This window comes from Paenibacillus baekrokdamisoli (assembly GCF_003945345.1).
GTDB lineage: Bacteria > Bacillota > Bacilli > Paenibacillales > Paenibacillaceae > Paenibacillus_Z > Paenibacillus_Z baekrokdamisoli.
On the sequence record NZ_AP019308.1, the window covers coordinates 2,637,712 to 2,656,585 of the forward strand.

General features: G+C 46.9%; 13 protein-coding genes. All 13 read right to left on the reverse strand.

The genetic code is table 11. The features are described 5' to 3' along the window. Nucleotides 1-4 precede the first annotated feature (4 nt). Nucleotides 5-235 carry a hypothetical protein gene (locus EKN16_RS11920; protein WP_125657042.1) on the reverse strand — a complete coding sequence of 77 codons (231 nt, stop codon included), beginning with the start codon at nt 233-235 and terminating at the stop codon, nt 5-7. Nucleotides 236-324: 89 nt separating this feature from the next. Next, entirely contained in the window at nt 325-5,325 is a 5,001-nt protein-coding gene (locus tag EKN16_RS33470; protein WP_197719129.1) for a beta strand repeat-containing protein, read from the reverse strand. A gap of 1,810 nt (nt 5,326-7,135) precedes the next feature. Then, nucleotides 7,136-7,942 (reverse strand): sporulation transcription factor Spo0A, encoded by an 807-nt coding sequence (gene spo0A / locus EKN16_RS11930; RefSeq protein ID WP_125657045.1) that lies wholly within the window; start codon nt 7,940-7,942, stop codon nt 7,136-7,138. A gap of 283 nt (nt 7,943-8,225) precedes the next feature. Next, nucleotides 8,226-9,551: a SpoIVB peptidase gene (gene spoIVB, locus EKN16_RS11935; protein ID WP_179955603.1), complete on the reverse strand. Its 1,326-nt coding sequence runs from the start codon at nt 9,549-9,551 to the stop codon at nt 8,226-8,228. Nucleotides 9,552-9,673: 122 nt separating this feature from the next. Next, nucleotides 9,674-11,374, reverse strand: a complete 1,701-nt coding sequence (recN, locus tag EKN16_RS11940) for a DNA repair protein RecN (RefSeq protein WP_125657051.1) — start codon at nt 11,372-11,374, stop codon at nt 9,674-9,676. A 69-nt stretch (nt 11,375-11,443) separates the two neighbouring features. Then, nucleotides 11,444-11,893: a transcriptional regulator AhrC/ArgR gene (ahrC, locus tag EKN16_RS11945; protein WP_125657054.1), complete on the reverse strand. Its 450-nt coding sequence runs from the start codon at nt 11,891-11,893 to the stop codon at nt 11,444-11,446. A 27-nt stretch (nt 11,894-11,920) separates the two neighbouring features. Continuing rightward, nucleotides 11,921-12,379, reverse strand: a complete 459-nt coding sequence (locus tag EKN16_RS11950; RefSeq protein WP_125657057.1) for a hypothetical protein — start codon at nt 12,377-12,379, stop codon at nt 11,921-11,923. Nucleotides 12,380-12,608: 229 nt separating this feature from the next. Then, nucleotides 12,609-13,427 (reverse strand): TlyA family RNA methyltransferase, encoded by an 819-nt coding sequence (locus tag EKN16_RS11955; RefSeq protein ID WP_125657060.1) that lies wholly within the window; start codon nt 13,425-13,427, stop codon nt 12,609-12,611. A gap of 16 nt (nt 13,428-13,443) precedes the next feature. After that, complete coding sequence (gene dxs, locus EKN16_RS11960; protein ID WP_125657063.1) at nt 13,444-15,342, reverse strand: 1-deoxy-D-xylulose-5-phosphate synthase; 1,899 nt, start codon at nt 15,340-15,342, stop codon at nt 13,444-13,446. Between the two features lie 113 nt (nt 15,343-15,455). Then, the gene (locus tag EKN16_RS11965; RefSeq protein WP_375782060.1) at nt 15,456-16,367 is read right to left on the reverse strand and encodes a polyprenyl synthetase family protein; all 912 of its coding nucleotides are present in this window, start codon (nt 16,365-16,367) and stop codon (nt 15,456-15,458) included. 2 nt (nt 16,368-16,369) lie between these two features. Continuing rightward, complete coding sequence (xseB, locus tag EKN16_RS11970; protein WP_125657066.1) at nt 16,370-16,624, reverse strand: exodeoxyribonuclease VII small subunit; 255 nt, start codon at nt 16,622-16,624, stop codon at nt 16,370-16,372. Between the two features lie 3 nt (nt 16,625-16,627). Then, on the reverse strand, nt 16,628-17,980 hold the full coding sequence (xseA, locus tag EKN16_RS11975) for an exodeoxyribonuclease VII large subunit (RefSeq protein WP_125657069.1): 1,353 nt from the start codon (nt 17,978-17,980) through the stop codon (nt 16,628-16,630). A 9-nt stretch (nt 17,981-17,989) separates the two neighbouring features. After that, the gene (gene folD, locus EKN16_RS11980; protein ID WP_125657072.1) at nt 17,990-18,850 is read right to left on the reverse strand and encodes a bifunctional methylenetetrahydrofolate dehydrogenase/methenyltetrahydrofolate cyclohydrolase FolD; all 861 of its coding nucleotides are present in this window, start codon (nt 18,848-18,850) and stop codon (nt 17,990-17,992) included. Between the last annotated feature and the right edge of the window lie 24 nt (nt 18,851-18,874).

Genomic DNA, 18,874 nt, shown 5'->3' on the forward strand with positions numbered 1-18,874 from the left:
ATCATTATGCATTTATGATATTCCGGCCTTGCAATGGTGTGAGCAGACTCAAAGAAAATCGTATGTTGAACAGATTCTTATCTACAGCTGCTGTCATGATCGCCTGTTTGGTTACATTTTTAATTCCTCGCAATCGGCAATAGCGAAGCCCATCCGAAGCGTTATAACAGTATCCATGACGGTCTGTTGTTTGGTAGATAAGGGGTTGGGCATTCGGGTAAGATATAACTGTCATTTGGAAATTTATATAAAAATGGCTGTCGAAATTTCTCGACAGCCTGAGACATCTATTAAGTGTCTTAATATAAATATGAGAATTTTTCATTACACAATTGTAAAGCCCGCACTAACATAACCAGTGGCAGATGTAATAACGTTAAGCCCCGTAGCTGTGGATGAGAATACCATTAATAGACGTGTCTGAGGGGTTACGCCAATACTCAAACCGGTTGTAATAGCACTTCCAAAATCCCCTAGATTTACAGTTCCTGTTAAAGCTGGAAGTGTCACGATTGCTCCTGGGATTGCGGTGAAAGTGTTATCTGGCGTTGTAGATTGGAACAATCGCCCGGTAATCGTTACAGTAGTACTAACAAGAGTTAACGATATGGTATTACTGTAAAAAGCAGCAATAGATGTTATTGTTCCAGCACGAGGAACGGAAAATGCAAAGTTGATAATAGGTCCCGCAATAGTACCCGTCAAATCGATGGTACCACCAACAATAGAGATCCCTGTGGCAGAGCTTCCAAATCCAATTAGACTTGCTGTTCCGACTAATCCTAATGCAACTGTGGTCATAGTAACGGGTCCTCCAGATGCCAGTGGTATAATTGCACCATCACCTGTTGCTCCTGTTGCTCCTGTTGCTCCCGTTGCTCCTGTTGTTCCTGTTGCTCCTGTTGCTCCTGTTGCTCCTGTTGCTCCTGTTTCACCAGTCACACCTGTTACTCCGGTTGCTCCTGCTACCCCAGTCGCTCCAGTTACTCCGGTTGCTCCCGTTGCTCCGGTTTCACCAGTCACACCTGTTACTCCGGTTGCTCCGGTTGCTCCGGTTTCACCAGTCACACCTGTTGCTCCCGTTGCTCCTGCTACCCCAGTCGCTCCAGTTACTCCGGTTGCTCCGGTTTCACCAGTCACACCTGTTGCTCCTGTTGCTCCTGCTACCCCAGTCGCTCCAGTTGCTCCGGTTTCACCAGTCACACCTGTTGCTCCCGTTGCTCCTGCTACCCCAGCCGCTCCAGTTACTCCGGTTGCTCCGGTTTCACCAGTCACACCTGTTGCTCCCGTTACTCCTGCTACCCCAGTCGCTCCAGTTACTCCGGTTGCTCCGGTTTCACCAGTCACACCTGTTGCTCCCGTTGCTCCTGCTACCCCAGCCGCTCCAGTTACTCCGGTTGCTCCGGTTTCACCAGTCACACCTGTTGCTCCCGTTACTCCTGCTACCCCAGTCGCTCCAGTTACTCCGGTTGCTCCGGTTTCACCAGTCACACCTGTTGCTCCCGTTGCTCCTGCTACTCCAGTCGCTCCAGTTACTCCGGTTGCTCCAGTTACTCCGGTTGCTCCGGTTGCTCCAGTTACTCCGGTTGCTCCGGTTTCACCAGTCACACCTGTTGCTCCCGTTGCTCCTGCTATCCCCGTCGCTCCAGTTACTCCGGTTGCTCCTGTTTCACCAGTCACACCTGTTGCTCCCGTTGCTCCTGCTACCCCAGTCGCTCCAGTTACTCCGGTTGCTCCGGTTTCACCAGTCACACCTGTTGCTCCTGTTGCTCCTGCTACCCCGGTTGCTCCGGTTGATCCTGTTTCACCAGTCACACCTGTTGCTCCCGTTGCTCCTGCTACCCCGGTCGCTCCAGTCGCTCCGGTTTCACCAGTCACACCTGTTGCTCCCGTTGCTCCTGCTACTCCAGTCGCTCCAGTTACTCCGGTTGCTCCCGTTGCGCCTGCTACCCCGGTTGCTCCGGTTTCACCAGTCACACCAGTTACTCCGGTTGCTCCGGTTTCACCAGTCACACCTGTTGCTCCCGTTGCTCCTGCTACCCCAGTCGCTCCAGTTACCCCAGTCGCTCCGGTTTCACCAGTCTCACCTGTTGCTCCCGTTGCTCCTGCTACTCCAGTCGCTCCAGTTACTCCGGTCGCTCCTGTTTCACCAGTCACACCTGTTGCTCCCGTTGCTCCTGCTACTCCAGTCGCTCCAGTTACTCCGGTTGCTCCTGTTTCACCAGTCACACCTGTTGCTCCTGTTGCTCCTGCTACCCCAGTCGCTCCAGTTACTCCGGTTGCTCCTGTTTCACCAGTCACACCTGTTGCTCCTGTTGCTCCCGTTGCTCCTGCTACCCCAGTCGCTCCAGTTACTCCGGTTGCTCCCGTTGCTCCTGCTACCCCAGTTGCTCCTGCTACCCCGGTTGCTCCGGTTGCTCCTGTTTCACCAGTCACACCTGTTGCTCCCGTTGCTCCTGCTATCCCCGTCGCTCCAGTTACTCCCGTTGCTCCTGTTTCACCAGTCACACCTGTTGCTCCCGTTGCTCCTGCTACCCCAGTCGCTCCAGTTACTCCGGTTGCTCCGGTTTCACCAGTCACACCTGTTACTCCGGTTGCTCCGGTTTCACCAGTCACACCTGTTGCTCCCGTTACTCCTGCTATCCCCGTCGCTCCAGTTACTCCGGTTGCTCCGGTTTCACCAGTCACACCTGTTGCTCCTGTTGCTCCTGCTATCCCAGTCGCTCCAGTTACTCCGGTTGCTCCGGTTTCACCAGTCACACCTGTTGCTCCTGTTGCTCCTATTGCTCCCGTTGCTCCTGCTACTCCAGTCGCTCCAGTTACTCCGGTTGCTCCTGTTTCACCAGTCACACCTGTTGCTCCCGTTGCTCCTGCTATCCCCGTTGCTCCAGTTACTCCGGTTGCTCCGGTTGCTCCGGTTTCACCAGTCACACCTGTTGCTCCCGTTACTCCTGCTATCCCCGTCGCTCCAGTTACTCCGGTTGCTCCGGTTTCACCAGTCACACCTGTTGCTCCTGTTGCTCCTGCTATCCCAGTCGCTCCAGTTACTCCGGTTGCTCCGGTTTCACCAGTCACACCTGTTGCTCCTGTTGCTCCTATTGCTCCCGTTGCTCCTGCTACTCCAGTCGCTCCAGTTACTCCGGTTGCTCCTGTTTCACCAGTCACACCTGTTGCTCCCGTTGCTCCTGCTATCCCCGTTGCTCCAGTTACTCCGGTTGCTCCGGTTGCTCCTGTTTCACCAGTCACACCTGTTGCTCCCGTTGCTCCTGCTATCCCAGTCGCTCCAGTTACTCCGGTTGCTCCTGTTTCACCAGTCACACCTGTTGCTCCTGTTGCTCCTACTACCCCAGTCGCTCCAGTTACTCCGGTTGCTCCTGTTTCACCAGTCACACCTGTTGCTCCCGTTGCTCCTGCTACCCCAGTCGCTCCAGTTACTCCGGTTGCTCCGGTTTCACCAGTCACACCTGTTGCTCCTGTTGCTCCCGATACCCCAGTCGCTCCAGTTGCTCCGGTTGCTCCTGTTTCACCAGTCACACCTGTTGCTCCCGTTGCTCCTGCTATCCCAGTCTCACCTGTTGCTCCCGTTGCTCCTGCTACTCCAGTCGCTCCAGTCGCTCCAGTTACTCCGGTCGCTCCTGTTTCACCAGTCACACCTGTTGCTCCCGTTGCTCCTGCTACTCCTGTTGCTCCTGCTACCCCAGTCGCTCCAGTTACTCCGGTTGCTCCCGTTGCTCCTGCTACCCCAGTCGCTCCAGTTACCCCAGTCGCTCCAGTTACCCCAGTCGCTCCGGTTTCACCAGTCACACCTGTTGCTCCCGTTGCTCCTGCTACTCCAGTCGCTCCAGTTACTCCGGTTGCTCCTGTTGCTCCTGTTGCTCCTGTTTCACCTGTCACACCTGTTGCTCCTGTTGCTCCTGCTACCCCGGTTGCTCCTGTTTCACCAGTCACACCTGTTGCTCCTGTTGCTCCCGTTGCGCCTGCTAACCCGGTTGCTCCGGTTTCACCAGTCACACCAGTCGCCCCAGTTACTCCGGTTGCTCCTGTTGCTCCTGCCACCCCAGTCGCTCCAGTTACTCCGGTTGCTCCCGTTGCTCCTGCCACCCCAGTCGCTCCAGTTACTCCTGTTGCTCCTGTTGCTCCTGTTGCTCCTGCAACCCCGGTTGCTCCTGTTGCTCCCGTTGCGCCTGCTAACCCGGTTGCTCCGGTTTCACCAGTCACACCTGTTGCTCCTGTTGCTCCTGCCACCCCAGTCGCTCCAGTTACTCCGTTTGCTCCGGTTTCACCAGTCACACCTGTTGCTCCCGTTGCTCCTGCTACCCCGGTCGCTCCAGTTACTCCGGTTGCTCCTGTTTCACCAGTCACACCTGTTGCTCCCGTTGCTCCTGCTACTCCAGTCGCTCCATTTACTCCGGTTGCTCCTGTTTCACCAGTCACACCTGTTACTCCGGTTGCTCCTGTTTCACCAGTCACACCTGTTACTCCGGTTGCTCCCGTTGCTCCTGCCACCCCAGTCGCTCCAGTTACTCCGGTTGCTCCTGTTGCTCCTGCCACCCCAGTTGCTCCAGTCGCTCCAGTTACTCCGGTTGCTCCCGTTGCTCCAGCCACCCCAGTCGCTCCTGCTACTCCAGTCGCTCCAGTTACTCCGGTTGCTCCGGTTTCACCAGTCACACCGGTTGCTCCTGTCGCTCCTGTTACACCCGTTGCACCACCTGCTGGTCCTGTTACACCTGTCGCACCAGTTACACCTGTTGCACCTGTTACACCTGTCGCACCCGTCGCACCTGTCGCACCCGTTACACCTGTCGCACCTGTCGCACCTGTCGCACCTGTTGCACCTGTTGCACCTGTTGCACCTGTCGCACCAGTTACACCTGTCGCACCTGTTACACCTGTCGCTCCTGTTAACCCTTGCGCTCCGGTTACCCCAGTTGCTCCTGTTAACCCTTGCGCTCCGGTTACCCCAGTTGCTCCTGTTATCCCTTGCGCTCCGGTTACCCCAGTTGCTCCTGTTATCCCTTGCGCTCCTGTTGCTCCTGTTGCTCCTGTTGCTCCTGTTGGGCCGTAGTAATCGTTACCTTCAAATTCGATTTCCATTTGTGACCCGTTATACATTTTCACTTTAATTTCTTCTACATACTTCCACTTGATTGTTTCTAGCCATTCTTCAAGCATTTCCTCTCTTTCATCTTCATCTTTGTCCTTAGCAAACTTTAGCTCATATTCATCACCGTTGTAATATTCGAGTTCAATTTCTTTAATGTTTTCTATACCAACTGCATCAATAGTTTTACTCAGTTTCTTGTATTTATTAGTATTACTTCCCAATTAATCTGACACCTCCCTGAAAATTACAAATTAAACTTGTTCATTTGTAATACTTTCTTCACCGACATTTTCAAACAGATCTTTCTCCGTATTTTTTTACCTACACCTCACCCTCCCTATAATCCAATTAAAAAAAATAGTTACACTTTGTATTATATGATTCCTACGATTATGTGATTGGACGAATGAGAGAGAGAGCATATCCGTGGATGGCTGAAAACTATCAATCTGACCTAGCTTGTTTTCATTCCCCCTCTAGTAATCCGTGATAGTAATCTGATATATAGTATCTAATGTCTTCCTTATTCCATCCAAATATCATTTATCTAATATTAAGGATTCTTTACAATATTCTCTGTCACACTCATAAAAGAAAAAGGGTCGCATATCCACACAACACATATTCATGCGGTGAATTGCGACCAGTAAGTTAGATATTTATCTTGACTGCCACATGGATGTTACATTCTAACAACAATTAACTGGCACCATCCTCATATTGGGAGCTGGAACAACGTCATCATCTTATTGAATAAGGTTACATCTTTTCCGGCCTCTCAAATGTAATTTTCCGTGCTCGAAATTCATACCATACAGCCCGCAGATATGATCCGAAAATCGTGCCGTCGCTTCCTTATGGCTGGAGGAGAGGAATAATTACTCCGGCGTTATCTCACGTGTGAAAGGGGCTTGTTTCATCCCGAAGAAGGATAGCATGGCAGATTAACTCAATTTTTCATTCCTTGATCTTGGCAAAGTTTGTCCTCCAAGCTCTTCGCGTTTTTTCGCTTCTCGCTGCACTTTGAGACGTTCTAAATAGTTGTAGCCTATTAATACTATCTACTGCCAAATTACGGACGCGTGGAATGAAATAACGTCGGTTGACGGCTATTACGGTCACTTGACAACTCGCGATATGGGTACGATCGGTCGGTAAATATATGTATAAGCACGTTCCCTTATAATAACGTTGTGGCGAGCGACGTATTGGTAAAAAACACGAAGGTAACGGACTATGGGATTCATCGCGCATGATGTAACGGAGCACCCAGATGCGATCATCGAAGCGCAGCGCAATTTGAACGTAAAAAGAAGCCGATACTAGCCGAAGATATCCAGCGCGCGGTATCGGACTCATTTACGTATAAAAAACTACGCATGTTTAATCGTTTCGAAGACTTATATGTCATCAGTGTGGTTGAGGTATTGATACGCTTGGGAGACGGGTAGGCATAGACGGTGAGCGGTTCCTCATAGACGAAGTGACCGACGCTACTTCCCCTTAGCCTTCATTAGCGCTAAGATTGCTAAACCTAGTGCTGCCGCAGCTACAATCACTATTAATGTCATCATTGACCGGCACTTCCTTTCATGAACGAGTCAATCAATTCTCCGCCATTCTCACGTAAATTATACGTATAACTCACCGAAAAATTACGTGTTGATGGCGAATGCTTCGCTGAGACTCAAAGAAACTAAAGATGAATACGTAGAGTTAACGGTTAATCCAGGATCGTTTTGCAGCAAGAAGGAGTTCGTTAAAATGGCACTAGGTTCATAAACAGACTTTGCGGAACATTTCAATTACCGCAAAAAAAGCCGAGGCATAAAACGCCTCGGCTCGTTTGCTATTAACCAATTATCTTTAATACTCAACCACCCGACAAACTCACTTAGAAAGCGAGGTGAAAAACGCAGAAGTTTAACTCATTTGCAGCAATAAAGTTAATCGGAAAGGTGAAACTCCCTTGACCGCAAATTCACTGTTTCAGCAACCGCCAAATAACCGAAAACCTTACGCTGCTTACTTTCACGATACCTTATGCTCAATCCGCAGTTTATCCGCAACCATCGCAATAAACTCACTATTCGTCGGTTTCGATTTGCTGATGTTGATCGTGTAACCAAAAAGATGAGAGATGCTGTCAATATTACCACGTGTCCAAGCTACTTCTATCGCATGGCGAATGGCACGTTCAACGCGGGAGGGTGTAGTTTTGAATTTCTCGGCAATCGCTGGATAAAGCGTCTTCGTAATAGCCCCCAAGATTTCAATGTTATTGTAAACCATAGTGATGGCTTCACGTAAATATTGATATCCTTTAATATGAGCTGGAACACCAATTTCATGAATGATACTAGTGATATTTGCGTCTAAGTTTTTCCCTTTTGCAATAGGTACTACATTTGACTTTGACATCGATGAGAAAGATGATGAGTTAGAAATCACTGTTGAATTATTGACTAGCTGACGAATCCGGTTAGCTAAAATTTCCATATCGAATGGCTTGAGTATGTAGTATGAAGCTCCAAGCTGTACTGCTTTTTGAGTAATATTCTCTTGCCCAAATGCCGTTAACATAATAATCTTCGGCATCGGCGATAAATTCATTTCTCGCAGACGTTCCAATACCCCCAAACCATCTAAGTGAGGCATAATGATATCCAAAATTAGAACATCTGGTACTTCTCTCGTCTCTTCAAGCAGACGAAGCACTTCTTCACCATTGTACGCGATACCGGTAACGACCATATCGTTTTGTTCTGAAATATACTCCGATAACAAATTTGTAAATTCCCGGTTGTCGTCAGCTAATAAAACTTCAATTCTTTGCAAAGTATAGTCCTCCTCAGATAGAATCCGTCGCTAAAGTGTAAGAGATAAAACTTCCGTCTAACCCTTCCTGTCTAACTTACATTTTCGACACAAGAAATTAAATTCCTTCTGTCGAATAATATTTTTCTTTATTTTTTATTGGTGATACTTTATAATGTATATTTTAATACATGAACCATCATCTTTCGAACATTTTCGACAAAATAGCTTATTGAAAATTCATCTGAATTCATTAATGAATCTAAAGATGAGTTCCTCACCAAAAATAAAAATCTTAAGGCGATTAAGACGCCTTAAGATCCACGTTCGCTTGCTTTAAAAGTACGCCTGCATCCTGAAGCATCCATTCGATGAAACAACCATACCCCGAAGTCGGATCATTAACAAAGACATGTGTGACCGCCCCAATGAGTTTGCCATCTTGAATAATTGGACTTCCTGACATACCTTGCACAATCCCACCTGTTTGTTCCAACAATCTAGAATCTGTAATTTTGATTACCATTCCTTTCGTTGCTGGAGAAGATTGACGTGTGACATGAACGATCTCTACATTGAATCTTTCGACCTTTTGGCCATTCACAACCGTAAGGAGCTGAGCAGGTCCTTCTTTTACTTCTTCAGCAAAAGCAACTGGCACAGCGTCCTGATCATAGCTGTGAGATGGAAGCTCCTGCATTTTGCCGAATATACCGAAAGAGGTATTCCGCTCAATATTACCAAGAACCTTGCTTTCTTTTACAAAATGAGCACGTTTCTCACCAGGTTCACCATTTTGGCTTTTATTGATGGAGGTCACATTAGATTGTAAAATTTGGCCTTCGCCAACTTCAATTGGTGTTTGCGTGTCCATGTCCGTAATCACATGACCTAGTGCACCGTAAACGCCTTGATCAGGAGCGTAAAAGGTAAGCGTGCCAACGCCTGCTGCAGAATCACGGATGTATAAACCTAGACGCCAAGCTTGATCTTCTACATCGAATACTGGGGAAAGTGTGGTTTGGAAGTGATGAGTGCCACGCTTGACCGTTAGACGCAATGGCTGCTTGGAGCCACCTGCTTCCTCAGCCATCTCAGCAACCTTATGAACCTCATTCACATACTTCCCATTTATTCGAATAATAAGATCCCCTAATTGCAAATTAGCTGTTTCGCCAGGAGACACCTTTACTCCTTTGCCGCTCATCACCTGATGATGCCCAACTACCATAATACCAGCTGACTTTACTTTCACGCCGATTGTTTGACCACCCGGGATAACTCTCAAGTCAGGGACTACATTAACTTTGACCGTTTTGAATGGAATTTTACCGAACAGCTTCAATTTCATCGTAGTTTCACCGCTATGATGAGATTGTATCGACAATGGTCTGTTCAGATTAACGGATGAAGATCGATTCATCGAACCATTCACATGGAGCATATTAGGGTCAACGGTGACTTCCGCATGTACAGGCATGCCATAATCTAACTGCTTTAATTGACCTGAGAACAAACGAAGCTCATTTGGAAAGGCAGCAAAATGTTGAAATGGGGAGGAAATGCCAAGCATACAGACAATAATAACGAGAACAAGACCAAGCCACCGCTTTCGCTGATTGGCATTCAATGACTTCACGCTCCCTGTTGCTAAATCGCTTGACGAGAAAGGTGTTCGCCATTTGCGTACCTTTAAGGTATCCCTGCCCCCACTGTTTTATGTCGCCAAAAACATTCCCAAAATCCCTTCCATTAGGCTCCCTTTTGTTTAAAAGCCAAGTCAAGCATTTCTTGTGCATGATGGCGAGTTTTTTCCGTAACTTCCACACCACCAAGCATGCGAGCCAATTCTTCAATTCGTGTCATGTTCTCAAGCTCTGTGACAAGAGTGGATGTCCGCTCTGCCACAATTGTTTTTCTTATCTCATAATGGTGATCCGCCATACAAGCAACCTGCGGCAAATGTGTGATTGAGAAGACTTGGCACTGCGTCGATAAACGAGACATTTTCTCTGCAATTGCTTGCGCTGCTCTTCCACTCACCCCAGTATCCACCTCATCGAATACGAGTACAGGTACAAGGTCAATGGAAGCAAAGATTGTTTTTAGTGCAAGCATGATACGAGACATTTCGCCGCCTGAGGCAATTTTGTTAAGAGGCTTAAGCGGTTCCCCTGGGTTAGGGGCAATAAGAAAAGCAGCTTCATCGATCCCATTCGCATAAAGCCTATAAGACTCTCCCTCAGCCTGCTGATGAAGTTCAACACAAAACGTGGTTCGTTCCATTTGGAGTTGTCTAAGTTCTGCCTCAATCGCAGCAGCGAGTCGATTAGCCGCTTCTTGACGAACCACAGATAATTCCTTGCCAAGCTGAATGGCTTCATCATGCAATCGAGCTTGCTCCGCTTGTAGACGAGCCAGATGCTCATCTCGATTCTCAATTTTATCTGCTTCTGACTGAATTCGATCTAAATAGGTTAAGATATCAGGAATCGATTCACCATACTTACGTTTCAAGCTATGTATGAAATCAAGTCTGTCATCAATGAAGTTAAGGCGCTCGGGATCAGAATCAACACCATCACGGTAATCCCTCAACTGAAATGAAGCATCCTCAAGTTGATAAAAGCTGGATTGAAGCTGCTCCAAGAGCGGTCCAAGAAGTTCAGGATCATACTCACGTATATCTGTAATTCGACTTATAGCCCGACTGATTGCATCTAACCCCTTATTACCGTATAACAGGGTGTACGCTTCAGAAGAAGCATCACGCCGTTTGACGGAAGAGACTAGCTTAAGCTTCTCTTCCGCGAGCAGCTCATCCTCTCCAGCCTTTAGTCGTGCTGATTCAATTTCTTCAATTTGGAAACGATAAAGGTCAAGCATTTGCATGTTTTGTCTGGATGAATCCTCTAGTTCTCTAAGCTGGTGTCGTATCTTCTCATGCTGACGAAAGGCATCTTTATAATTGACCAATATGGAAGATACCTTATCACCCGCATAGGAATCTAACCAGTCCAAATGTTTCTCTGTACGAAATAAAGATTGATGTTCGTGTTGACCATGGATGTTAACGAGACATTCTCCTGCTTCACGAAGCATAGACATCGTGACAATATGTCCATTCACTCGGCTAACGCTTTTACCCTGAGACGAGAGCTCACGTCGAATAACAAGCCCTTCATCGGTCCTGGCATCTATTCCAAACGATTGGAGTATTCCCCATACCGGATGATTCCGCGGCAGCTCAAACATAGCCTCGATCTCCGCTTTATCACAGCCGTACCGAACCATATCTGACGATCCTCTGCCTCCAACAACAAGACTAAGTGCATCAATTAATATCGATTTGCCGGCTCCCGTCTCACCCGTTAATACATGAAATCCATCATAAAACCGAACCGTTACCGATTCAACGACAGCCAAATTACGTATGGATAGCTCGCGAAGCATGAATGCTCTCCTCCTTTATTTCTGTCAACTTATCTCATTGCTTTCATACGACTTCGTTCATGACCAAAATTAATTCATCAATCCAAGCAGTCGATCAACAACTTCCGCGCTTTGGATTTTGGTTCTGCAAATAATAAGAATGGTATCATCACCGCAAATGGTACCCATAACCTCAGTCCACTCCATATTGTCAATCATAGCTCCAATCGCATTTGCAGTACCAGGCAAGCATTTCATAACAACGAGATTGTCAGTAAAATCAATATGGACAAAGTGATCGGTTAATGTCCGTTTGAGCTTATAGATAGGGTTTACTCGCTGCTCTTGCGGCATTGAATATTTATAACGTCCATCTTCTGCTGGTACTTTTATCAGCTGCATTTCTTTAATATCTCTCGATACAGTTGCTTGGGTTACCTGAAATCCTTCTTCTCGTAAACCTTCAACAAGCTCATCCTGCGTTTCGATAACGGAATGATTAATTAACTCTCGAATTTTCATCTGTCTGACGCTCTTCATGAAATCCCCCTCAATTGGTTCAAGCTTTTAACCAAAACGGAATGTTATGGTTCTTATTGTTCTATCTCTCTGATCGATAAACAAAATACCTTCACATTCAGGCATAAGTAAAGCATAGACCAATAAACGGTCTCTTACTCCACTGCCAGTCCAATCAATTGGCATTCGGTCACGTGCGGTCTTTACGATATAATGCTTACCATCTTTCTCAGCAATTAAATCAATAAATAATCGACTATATAAAGTTTGTCCATCTAAATCAATTGTAATAGGCACACGGTACTTCCCATGAGTTACCTCATAGCCCGCTTGTTCTAAAAAAATAACATGCTCATCATTCTCACGTACTTCTTCTGCTCGGCTTAGCAGCAGTTTCGAGTTCAAGCCTGGCGGTTCATGTAACCAGCGATAAAACATTCGGTATAACCAGAAAATGAGTATGCTTCCGGCGATCAGCATCACAAGCCAGTCACCATACTTGTCCATTGCATCCCTCCATTCAATACCACGAAACGATTACTAATCATTTCGCGTTCAAGGGGGATATTTCCTCTTCCAGAAAACCGAACGCTTGTTTGGTTAGTGTATCAAATATTTTCAATTCTGAAAAGAGGAACATGCAGAAAGGATGCCCTTAATAAACAAAAAGAGTCATTTTCTCGGTCAAAACCGAAAAAAGACTCCATGTCCCATCATAGGACCTACAAATAATAACTCAAGAGAACGTTTGACTTGCTTCTGTTACCAGTTCAGCTATTCGCTCAGCATCTGGATGAGGTTGCTCAATTCCCGGTTGCCATTTCCAATGGGCAAGGAACTCAATATTTCCTTCACCGCCAGTTATAGGTGAGAACGTTAGATGCAGTAGTTCATAGCCTTGCTCAGCTGCAAAAGTCAAAACGGTATTTAAAACCTCTCTATGAACAGCATGATCTCGTATGACACCCGACTTGCCAACCTTATCGCGTCCCGCTTCAAACTGAGGCTTGATTAAGGCAACAACCTCAGCACCCGCACTCAGAAGTGTTCCAAGCGTAGGCAGTATAAGCTTTAATGAGATGAATGATACATCAATCGAAGCAAATGATGGCGCTGGACCAACAAGATCAGCTGGCTTCATATAGCGGAAATTCACGCGCTCCATTACGTTCACACGTTCATCTTGTCTCAAAGACCAGTCAAGCTGATTATAACCCACATCAATTGCATATACATAAGAAGCACCATTCTTCAGCGCGCAATCCGTGAAGCCGCCTGTGGAGGCACCAATGTCTAACATAACTACCTGGTCCATTTTCAATTCAAACTGCTTGATAGCCTTCTCCAGCTTTAAGCCACCACGACTTACATAAGGATGCAAGGCTCCCTTTACTTTGATTTCTGCCGTCCGGAGCACCTTCATTCCGCTCTTCTCCATACGTTCCCCATCAACAATAACGAGGCCAGCCATTAAAGCCGCTTTCGCCTTCACTCGACTATCATAGAAGCCTTGTTCGACTAGTAATATATCTATGCGTTCTTTTGCTATTGTCATCTACCTTCTCCCGTTCTTACGCCGGGCCAGTTGCTCGCTTGCGCACACTCGGCAGCAAAGCTTTAAGCTCGGTGACAACACGTTCCGTAGTCAGTCCTATTTCTTGACGCTGTTCCTCAATCGAGCCATGCTCAACAAAAACGTCAGGTACGCCCATAATACGAATTGGAGCAGTCTGTTTGTTATGAAGCGAGTAGAATTCCAAGATCGCGCTTCCTAACCCGCCAAGCTCTGCCCCTTCTTCTAAGACCAGCATATGCTGGCGTTCGTTAGCAAGCTTGAGCAGCATCGCCTCATCAAGCGGCTTGATAAATCTGGCATTGATTATGCGTAGGTTAAGTCCTTCCCGTTTCAACAGCTCCGCTGCTTCTTCAGCAATCTGCAGCATTGGACCGATGGCTACGATAACGGCAGAATCACCCTCACGCACGGTTTCCCATGAGCCAATAGGAATTGGAATCATTTCTTTATCCATAGCAACACCAAGACCATTAATTCGCGGATACCGAATGGCTATCGGTCCATCATTATAGTCAACTGCCGTTTTCATCATACGGCGAAGCTCGTTCTCATCTTTAGGCATCATCAATACCATGTTTGGGATATGACGCATGTAGGGGATATCAAACACACCGTGATGTGTTTCACCATCTGGACCAACAAAACCTGCACGATCAATCGCAAAGATAACATTAGCATTTTGACGGCAAATATCATGAACAATTTGATCATATGCACGCTGCAAAAAGGTTGAGTAAACCGCATATACCGGTTTCATGCCCTCCATCGCGAGCGCCGCGCACATGGTAGCCGCATGCTGTTCAGCAATACCTACATCAATCATACGGTTTGGATAACGCTCAGCGAATTTCAATAAGCCCGATCCGCCTGGCATAGCTGGGGTAACCGCAACAATCCGTTTATCCTGTTCAGCCAATTCCATTAAAGCCTCACTGAAAACCTCCGTATACATTGGAGGACCTACTGCCTTGAGCACCTGACCTGATTCAATCTTGTATGGCGTGATTCCATGCCATTTGAAAGAATCTGCTTCCGCGGGTGAATAACCTTTTCCTTTAACCGTAATGACATGGACAAGCACCGGTCCGCTTACACTGTTTGCTTGCTCCATCACATCAATTAATTGATTAAAGTCATGTCCATCCACGGGCCCAAGATATGTGAAGCCAAATTGCTCGAACAGAATACCGCTTACGAGCAAATATTTAATGCTATCTTTGAAACGCTCAGCTGTCTTAGCAAGCTTGCCACCGATAGCTGGAATTTTGTTTAACAGTTGGTTCAGATCTTCTTTTGCCTTCTGATAATGGCGGTCGGTTCTGATCTTGCCAAGATAGTGATGCAAAGCCCCTACGTTAGGTGCAATCGACATTTCATTATCATTTAGTATGACCATAAGATTCTTCTTCTCATGACCAATATGATTAAGAGCTTCGAGCGCCATCCCACCCGTTAGCGCACCGTCGCCTATGACAGCTACAACCTTATTGTTCTCGCCCTTCAAATCACGAGCCAAAGCCATACCCATCGCAGCGGACAGAGAGGTGCTGCTATGTCCTGCTTCCCAAACGTCATGCGGACTCTCGGAACGTTTAATAAAGCCGCATAATCCTTTATATTTACGCAATGTATCGAACTGGTCTTTACGACCTGTTAAAATTTTATGAACATATGACTGATGTCCCACATCAAAAATAAACTTATCCGTAGGGCTATCATATAAATAATGCAGCGCAAGCGTAAGCTCAACTACTCCTAGATTCGGAGCAAGATGACCCCCAGTTGCGGATAGCTTTTCAATCAAAAACTTACGGATCTCTTCGGCTAACTGTTCTAATTGGGCTACAGATAAAGTCTTCAAATCTTTGGGCCCGCTAATTTTTTCGAGCAACACGTTATTTCCTCGCTTTCCCGGTCAACGGCACACGCTGTCCAATAAACGTCTAACGTTTGTGACTAAAGTATAACATAGACGCTTCAGATACCCAAGACTAGACTACGAATGGATTAGTGGTCCCTGTTTACTAAATAATCAGCAATCGCAAACAATCTCTCAGGTTTTGCTAAATCAGCTTTCATAAGCGCTTGCTTAGCTTCCGCCGTTAGACGCTCAACGAGTGCTTTGCTCTCTTCCATACCGATTAGATAAGGATAGGTCACTTTTTGCTGTTGAACATCGCTTTGAGTTGGTTTTCCGAGCTTTGCTTCGTCACCAATCAAATCCAGAATATCATCTTGTACTTGAAAAGCCAGTCCAAGCTTACTTGCAAATTCCTGTAAAGCAATTAGCTGTTCATTCGAAGCCCCGCCTACTCGAGCGCCCGCTGTGACGGAGAACATAATGAGATCACTCGTTTTATGCAAATGAATAAATTCAAGCTGCTCGAGCGACGTAACACCTTGTTCACCCAAAATATCAGCCGCTTGTCCGCCCACCATTCCTGTAGCCCCCGCAAGCTCAGCCAAATCAGATACGATATCGAGTGCAACTTGAGCAGATACACCCTGCTTCACCGCTTGAGTAACTGCATAGAAGGCGTGAGTCAGCAAACCGTCTCCAGCCAATATAGCCATTGCTTCTCCATATACTTTGTGATTCGTTAATTTACCACGACGATAATCATCATTATCCATCGCTGGCAAGTCATCATGAATGAGCGAATACGTATGGATCATCTCAATCGCACAAGCAATCGGAAAGGCCGCTTTGCGGGCAAGATTGTCGTTATGTACAGCTTCTGCAGCAGTTAGAACCAAGATAGGTCGAAGCCGTTTGCCGCCTGCTTCCAAGGAGTACATCATAGCTTCACGAAGCTGATGAGGTATTTGCCAATCATGAGGGAATGCGGTCAAAAGCGCCTGTTCAATTTCGGATGCGGAGTGAGTTAAATATTCTACTGTAGTGCTCGAAGCGTTCACTCTTATTCCCCTCTATCTTCATTTGCAGGAGCAAACGGTTTTTTTTGAATGCCTTTTTCCGTTTCAATCAGCACTTCTATCTTTCTCTCGACCTGCTCTAGCTTGTCGCCGCACAGTTGTGAGAGCTGCATGCCTTCTTGAAATAAATCAATGGCAGCCTCAAGTGGAACATCTCCACTCTCCAGCTTGCTTACGATTGATTCGAGCTTCTCAATCGCTTCTTCAAAGCTGATTGGTTGTTTCTCTGCTTTTGCCATCGTTTACGACTCCCCTTTCATCTCCCAAACCTGACATTCCAAGTGCCCGTCGGAGAGCTTCACTTTGATCGAATCGCCCAGCTGTACATCATGAATCGACTTAATCAGCTGCTTTTCTTTGTCGTCATAGACAAGACTATAACCACGAGACATGACCTTAAGCGGACTTAAAGCATCGAGCTGACGGATCGCTGACGTTACATGCATTCGGCGCTGCTTCATCCCTGTATACATGGAGGCCTCCAGTCGCCTGGTAGCTCCTTGCAATCGTTTTGCTGCAAAAGCTGCTTTCTCTCCGGGGTGCATACTGGCAAGAGAAGCATGCAGTCGCATGAACTTCTCCCGACTTCTCTCCGTCTGCCTGTACGTCCGCGATTCCAGCCGCTCCTTCAGGCGATCTAACCTCTCTGCCTGCTGCAAAATATATCTTCGAGGATTCCCAAACAACGGCGATCTCTTCACACGTGCGAGCTGTTCCTTACGATTCCTCAGTGTCATACGTAACGTTTGCAGCATTCTCGAACGAAGCTGATTAAGCTGAGACTGGAGGTCAAGAAGGTTAGGAACCGCCAATTCTGCAGCAGCGGTTGGCGTTGCAGCGCGTAAGTCTGCTACAAAGTCAGCGATGGTGAAATCCGTTTCGTGACCCACCGCCGATATAACCGGAATTGTTGAGGAGGCAATACTGCGTGCGACCGACTCCTCGTTAAAAGCCCAAAGCTCTTCGAGCGATCCCCCGCCTCGTCCTACAATTAATACGTCTACTTCGGACATTTGGTTCATCATCTCGATGGCTTTTACAATCGCTGGCGCTGCACCTATTCCTTGAACAAGCACGGGAAAAAGCAGCACCGACACGGAAGGGTGGCGGCGCTGCAGTGTAATTATTATATCTCGCACAGCAGCTCCAGTTGGTGATGTTATAACTCCAATCGCAGTTGGAAAACGCGGTATTAATCGTTTGCGTGAAGCATCAAATAGCCCTTCCGCTTCAAGCTTACGCTTCAGCTGCTCATAAGCCAAATATAAGCTGCCTATCCCATCCGGCTGCATTTGGGTCACATAGAATTGATAAGCACCATCTCGTTCAAACACGGAAATATTCCCGCGCGCCAGAACCTTTGTGCCTTCTTTGGGTAGAAAAGGAAGCTTCTGATTATGAGAAGCAAACATGATACATTTGAGACGGCTATCCTTATCCTTCAATGTAAAATACATATGTCCACTTGAATGATGCGTAAAATTGGAAATCTCTCCTCGGAGCCAAACATCACCGAGTAATTGATCCGATTCCAGCTTCAAACGGATATAGTGATTGATGTCTTTGATCGAAAAAATGCGCGAACCGTCTGCCATTCGGATTCGTCACTCCTCGATTTGATTTTGTTGTTTCGCTGCTTTTAACGTGTTAAGCATCAGCATCGTAATGGTCATTGGTCCAACGCCACCAGGAACTGGAGTAACGTAACCCGCTGTATCCAGAACGTCATCGTAATCCACGTCTCCAGCAAGCTTGCCATCTGACAATCGATTGATACCGACATCAATAACAATCGCACCTGGTTTTACAAAAGAACGACCGATTGCCTTCGCTTTGCCGATCGCTACTACAAGAATATCCGCCGTCTTCGCAATGGCTTCCATATCAGCCGTGCGGGAGTGGCAAATCGTAACTGTAGCATGCTCACGAAGCAGAAGCATTGCTACTGGTTTCCCTACGATGTTGCTTCTTCCGATAACAACGGCATGTTTGCCTGCAATCTCGATTCCACTCCGCTTAATAAGTTCAATTACCCCAGCAGGCGTACATGGAAGCAAGCTATCATCGCCAATAACTAAGTTACCAACACTAACCGGATGGAAACCATCTACGTCTTTTGCAACACTAATGGCATCGATAACCGATTTCTCATCGATATGTTTAGGTAGAGGAAGCTGAACCAATATACCGTGAATATTCGATTGATTATTTAGTTTATCAATCAATTGAAGGAGCTCATCTTGAGAAGCTGCTGCTTCCAAGCGATGAACCTCCGAATAGTAGCCAAGCTGCTCACAAGCCTTTGCTTTGCTGCCTACATAAACCTTGGAAGCCGGGTCGTCACCGACTAGAACGACGGCTAACCCAGGAACGATACCGCGGGCAGCAAGCTTAGCCGCTTCTTCGCCAATTTCAACACGTATTGCATCGGATATTGCTTTACCTTCAATTCGTTGTGCGCACATAACAAGACCTCGCTTCTATAGCTT

What these genes read in the sequence shown, in the direction of transcription:
- EKN16_RS11950 (WP_125657057.1), bottom strand. Translation starts at nt 12,379, where the DNA reads ATGGACAAGTATGGTGACTGGCTTGTGATGCTGATCGCCGGAAGCATA.
- ahrC (WP_125657054.1), bottom strand. Translation starts at nt 11,893, where the DNA reads ATGAAGAGCGTCAGACAGATGAAAATTCGAGAGTTAATTAATCATTCC.
- xseA (WP_125657069.1), bottom strand. Translation starts at nt 17,980, where the DNA reads ATGGCAGACGGTTCGCGCATTTTTTCGATCAAAGACATCAATCACTAT.
- xseB (WP_125657066.1), bottom strand. Translation starts at nt 16,624, where the DNA reads ATGGCAAAAGCAGAGAAACAACCAATCAGCTTTGAAGAAGCGATTGAG.
- EKN16_RS11920 (WP_125657042.1), bottom strand. Translation starts at nt 235, where the DNA reads ATGACAGTTATATCTTACCCGAATGCCCAACCCCTTATCTACCAAACA.
- EKN16_RS11955 (WP_125657060.1), bottom strand. Translation starts at nt 13,427, where the DNA reads ATGACAATAGCAAAAGAACGCATAGATATATTACTAGTCGAACAAGGC.
- folD (WP_125657072.1), bottom strand. Translation starts at nt 18,850, where the DNA reads ATGTGCGCACAACGAATTGAAGGTAAAGCAATATCCGATGCAATACGT.
- recN (WP_125657051.1), bottom strand. Translation starts at nt 11,374, where the DNA reads ATGCTTCGCGAGCTATCCATACGTAATTTGGCTGTCGTTGAATCGGTA.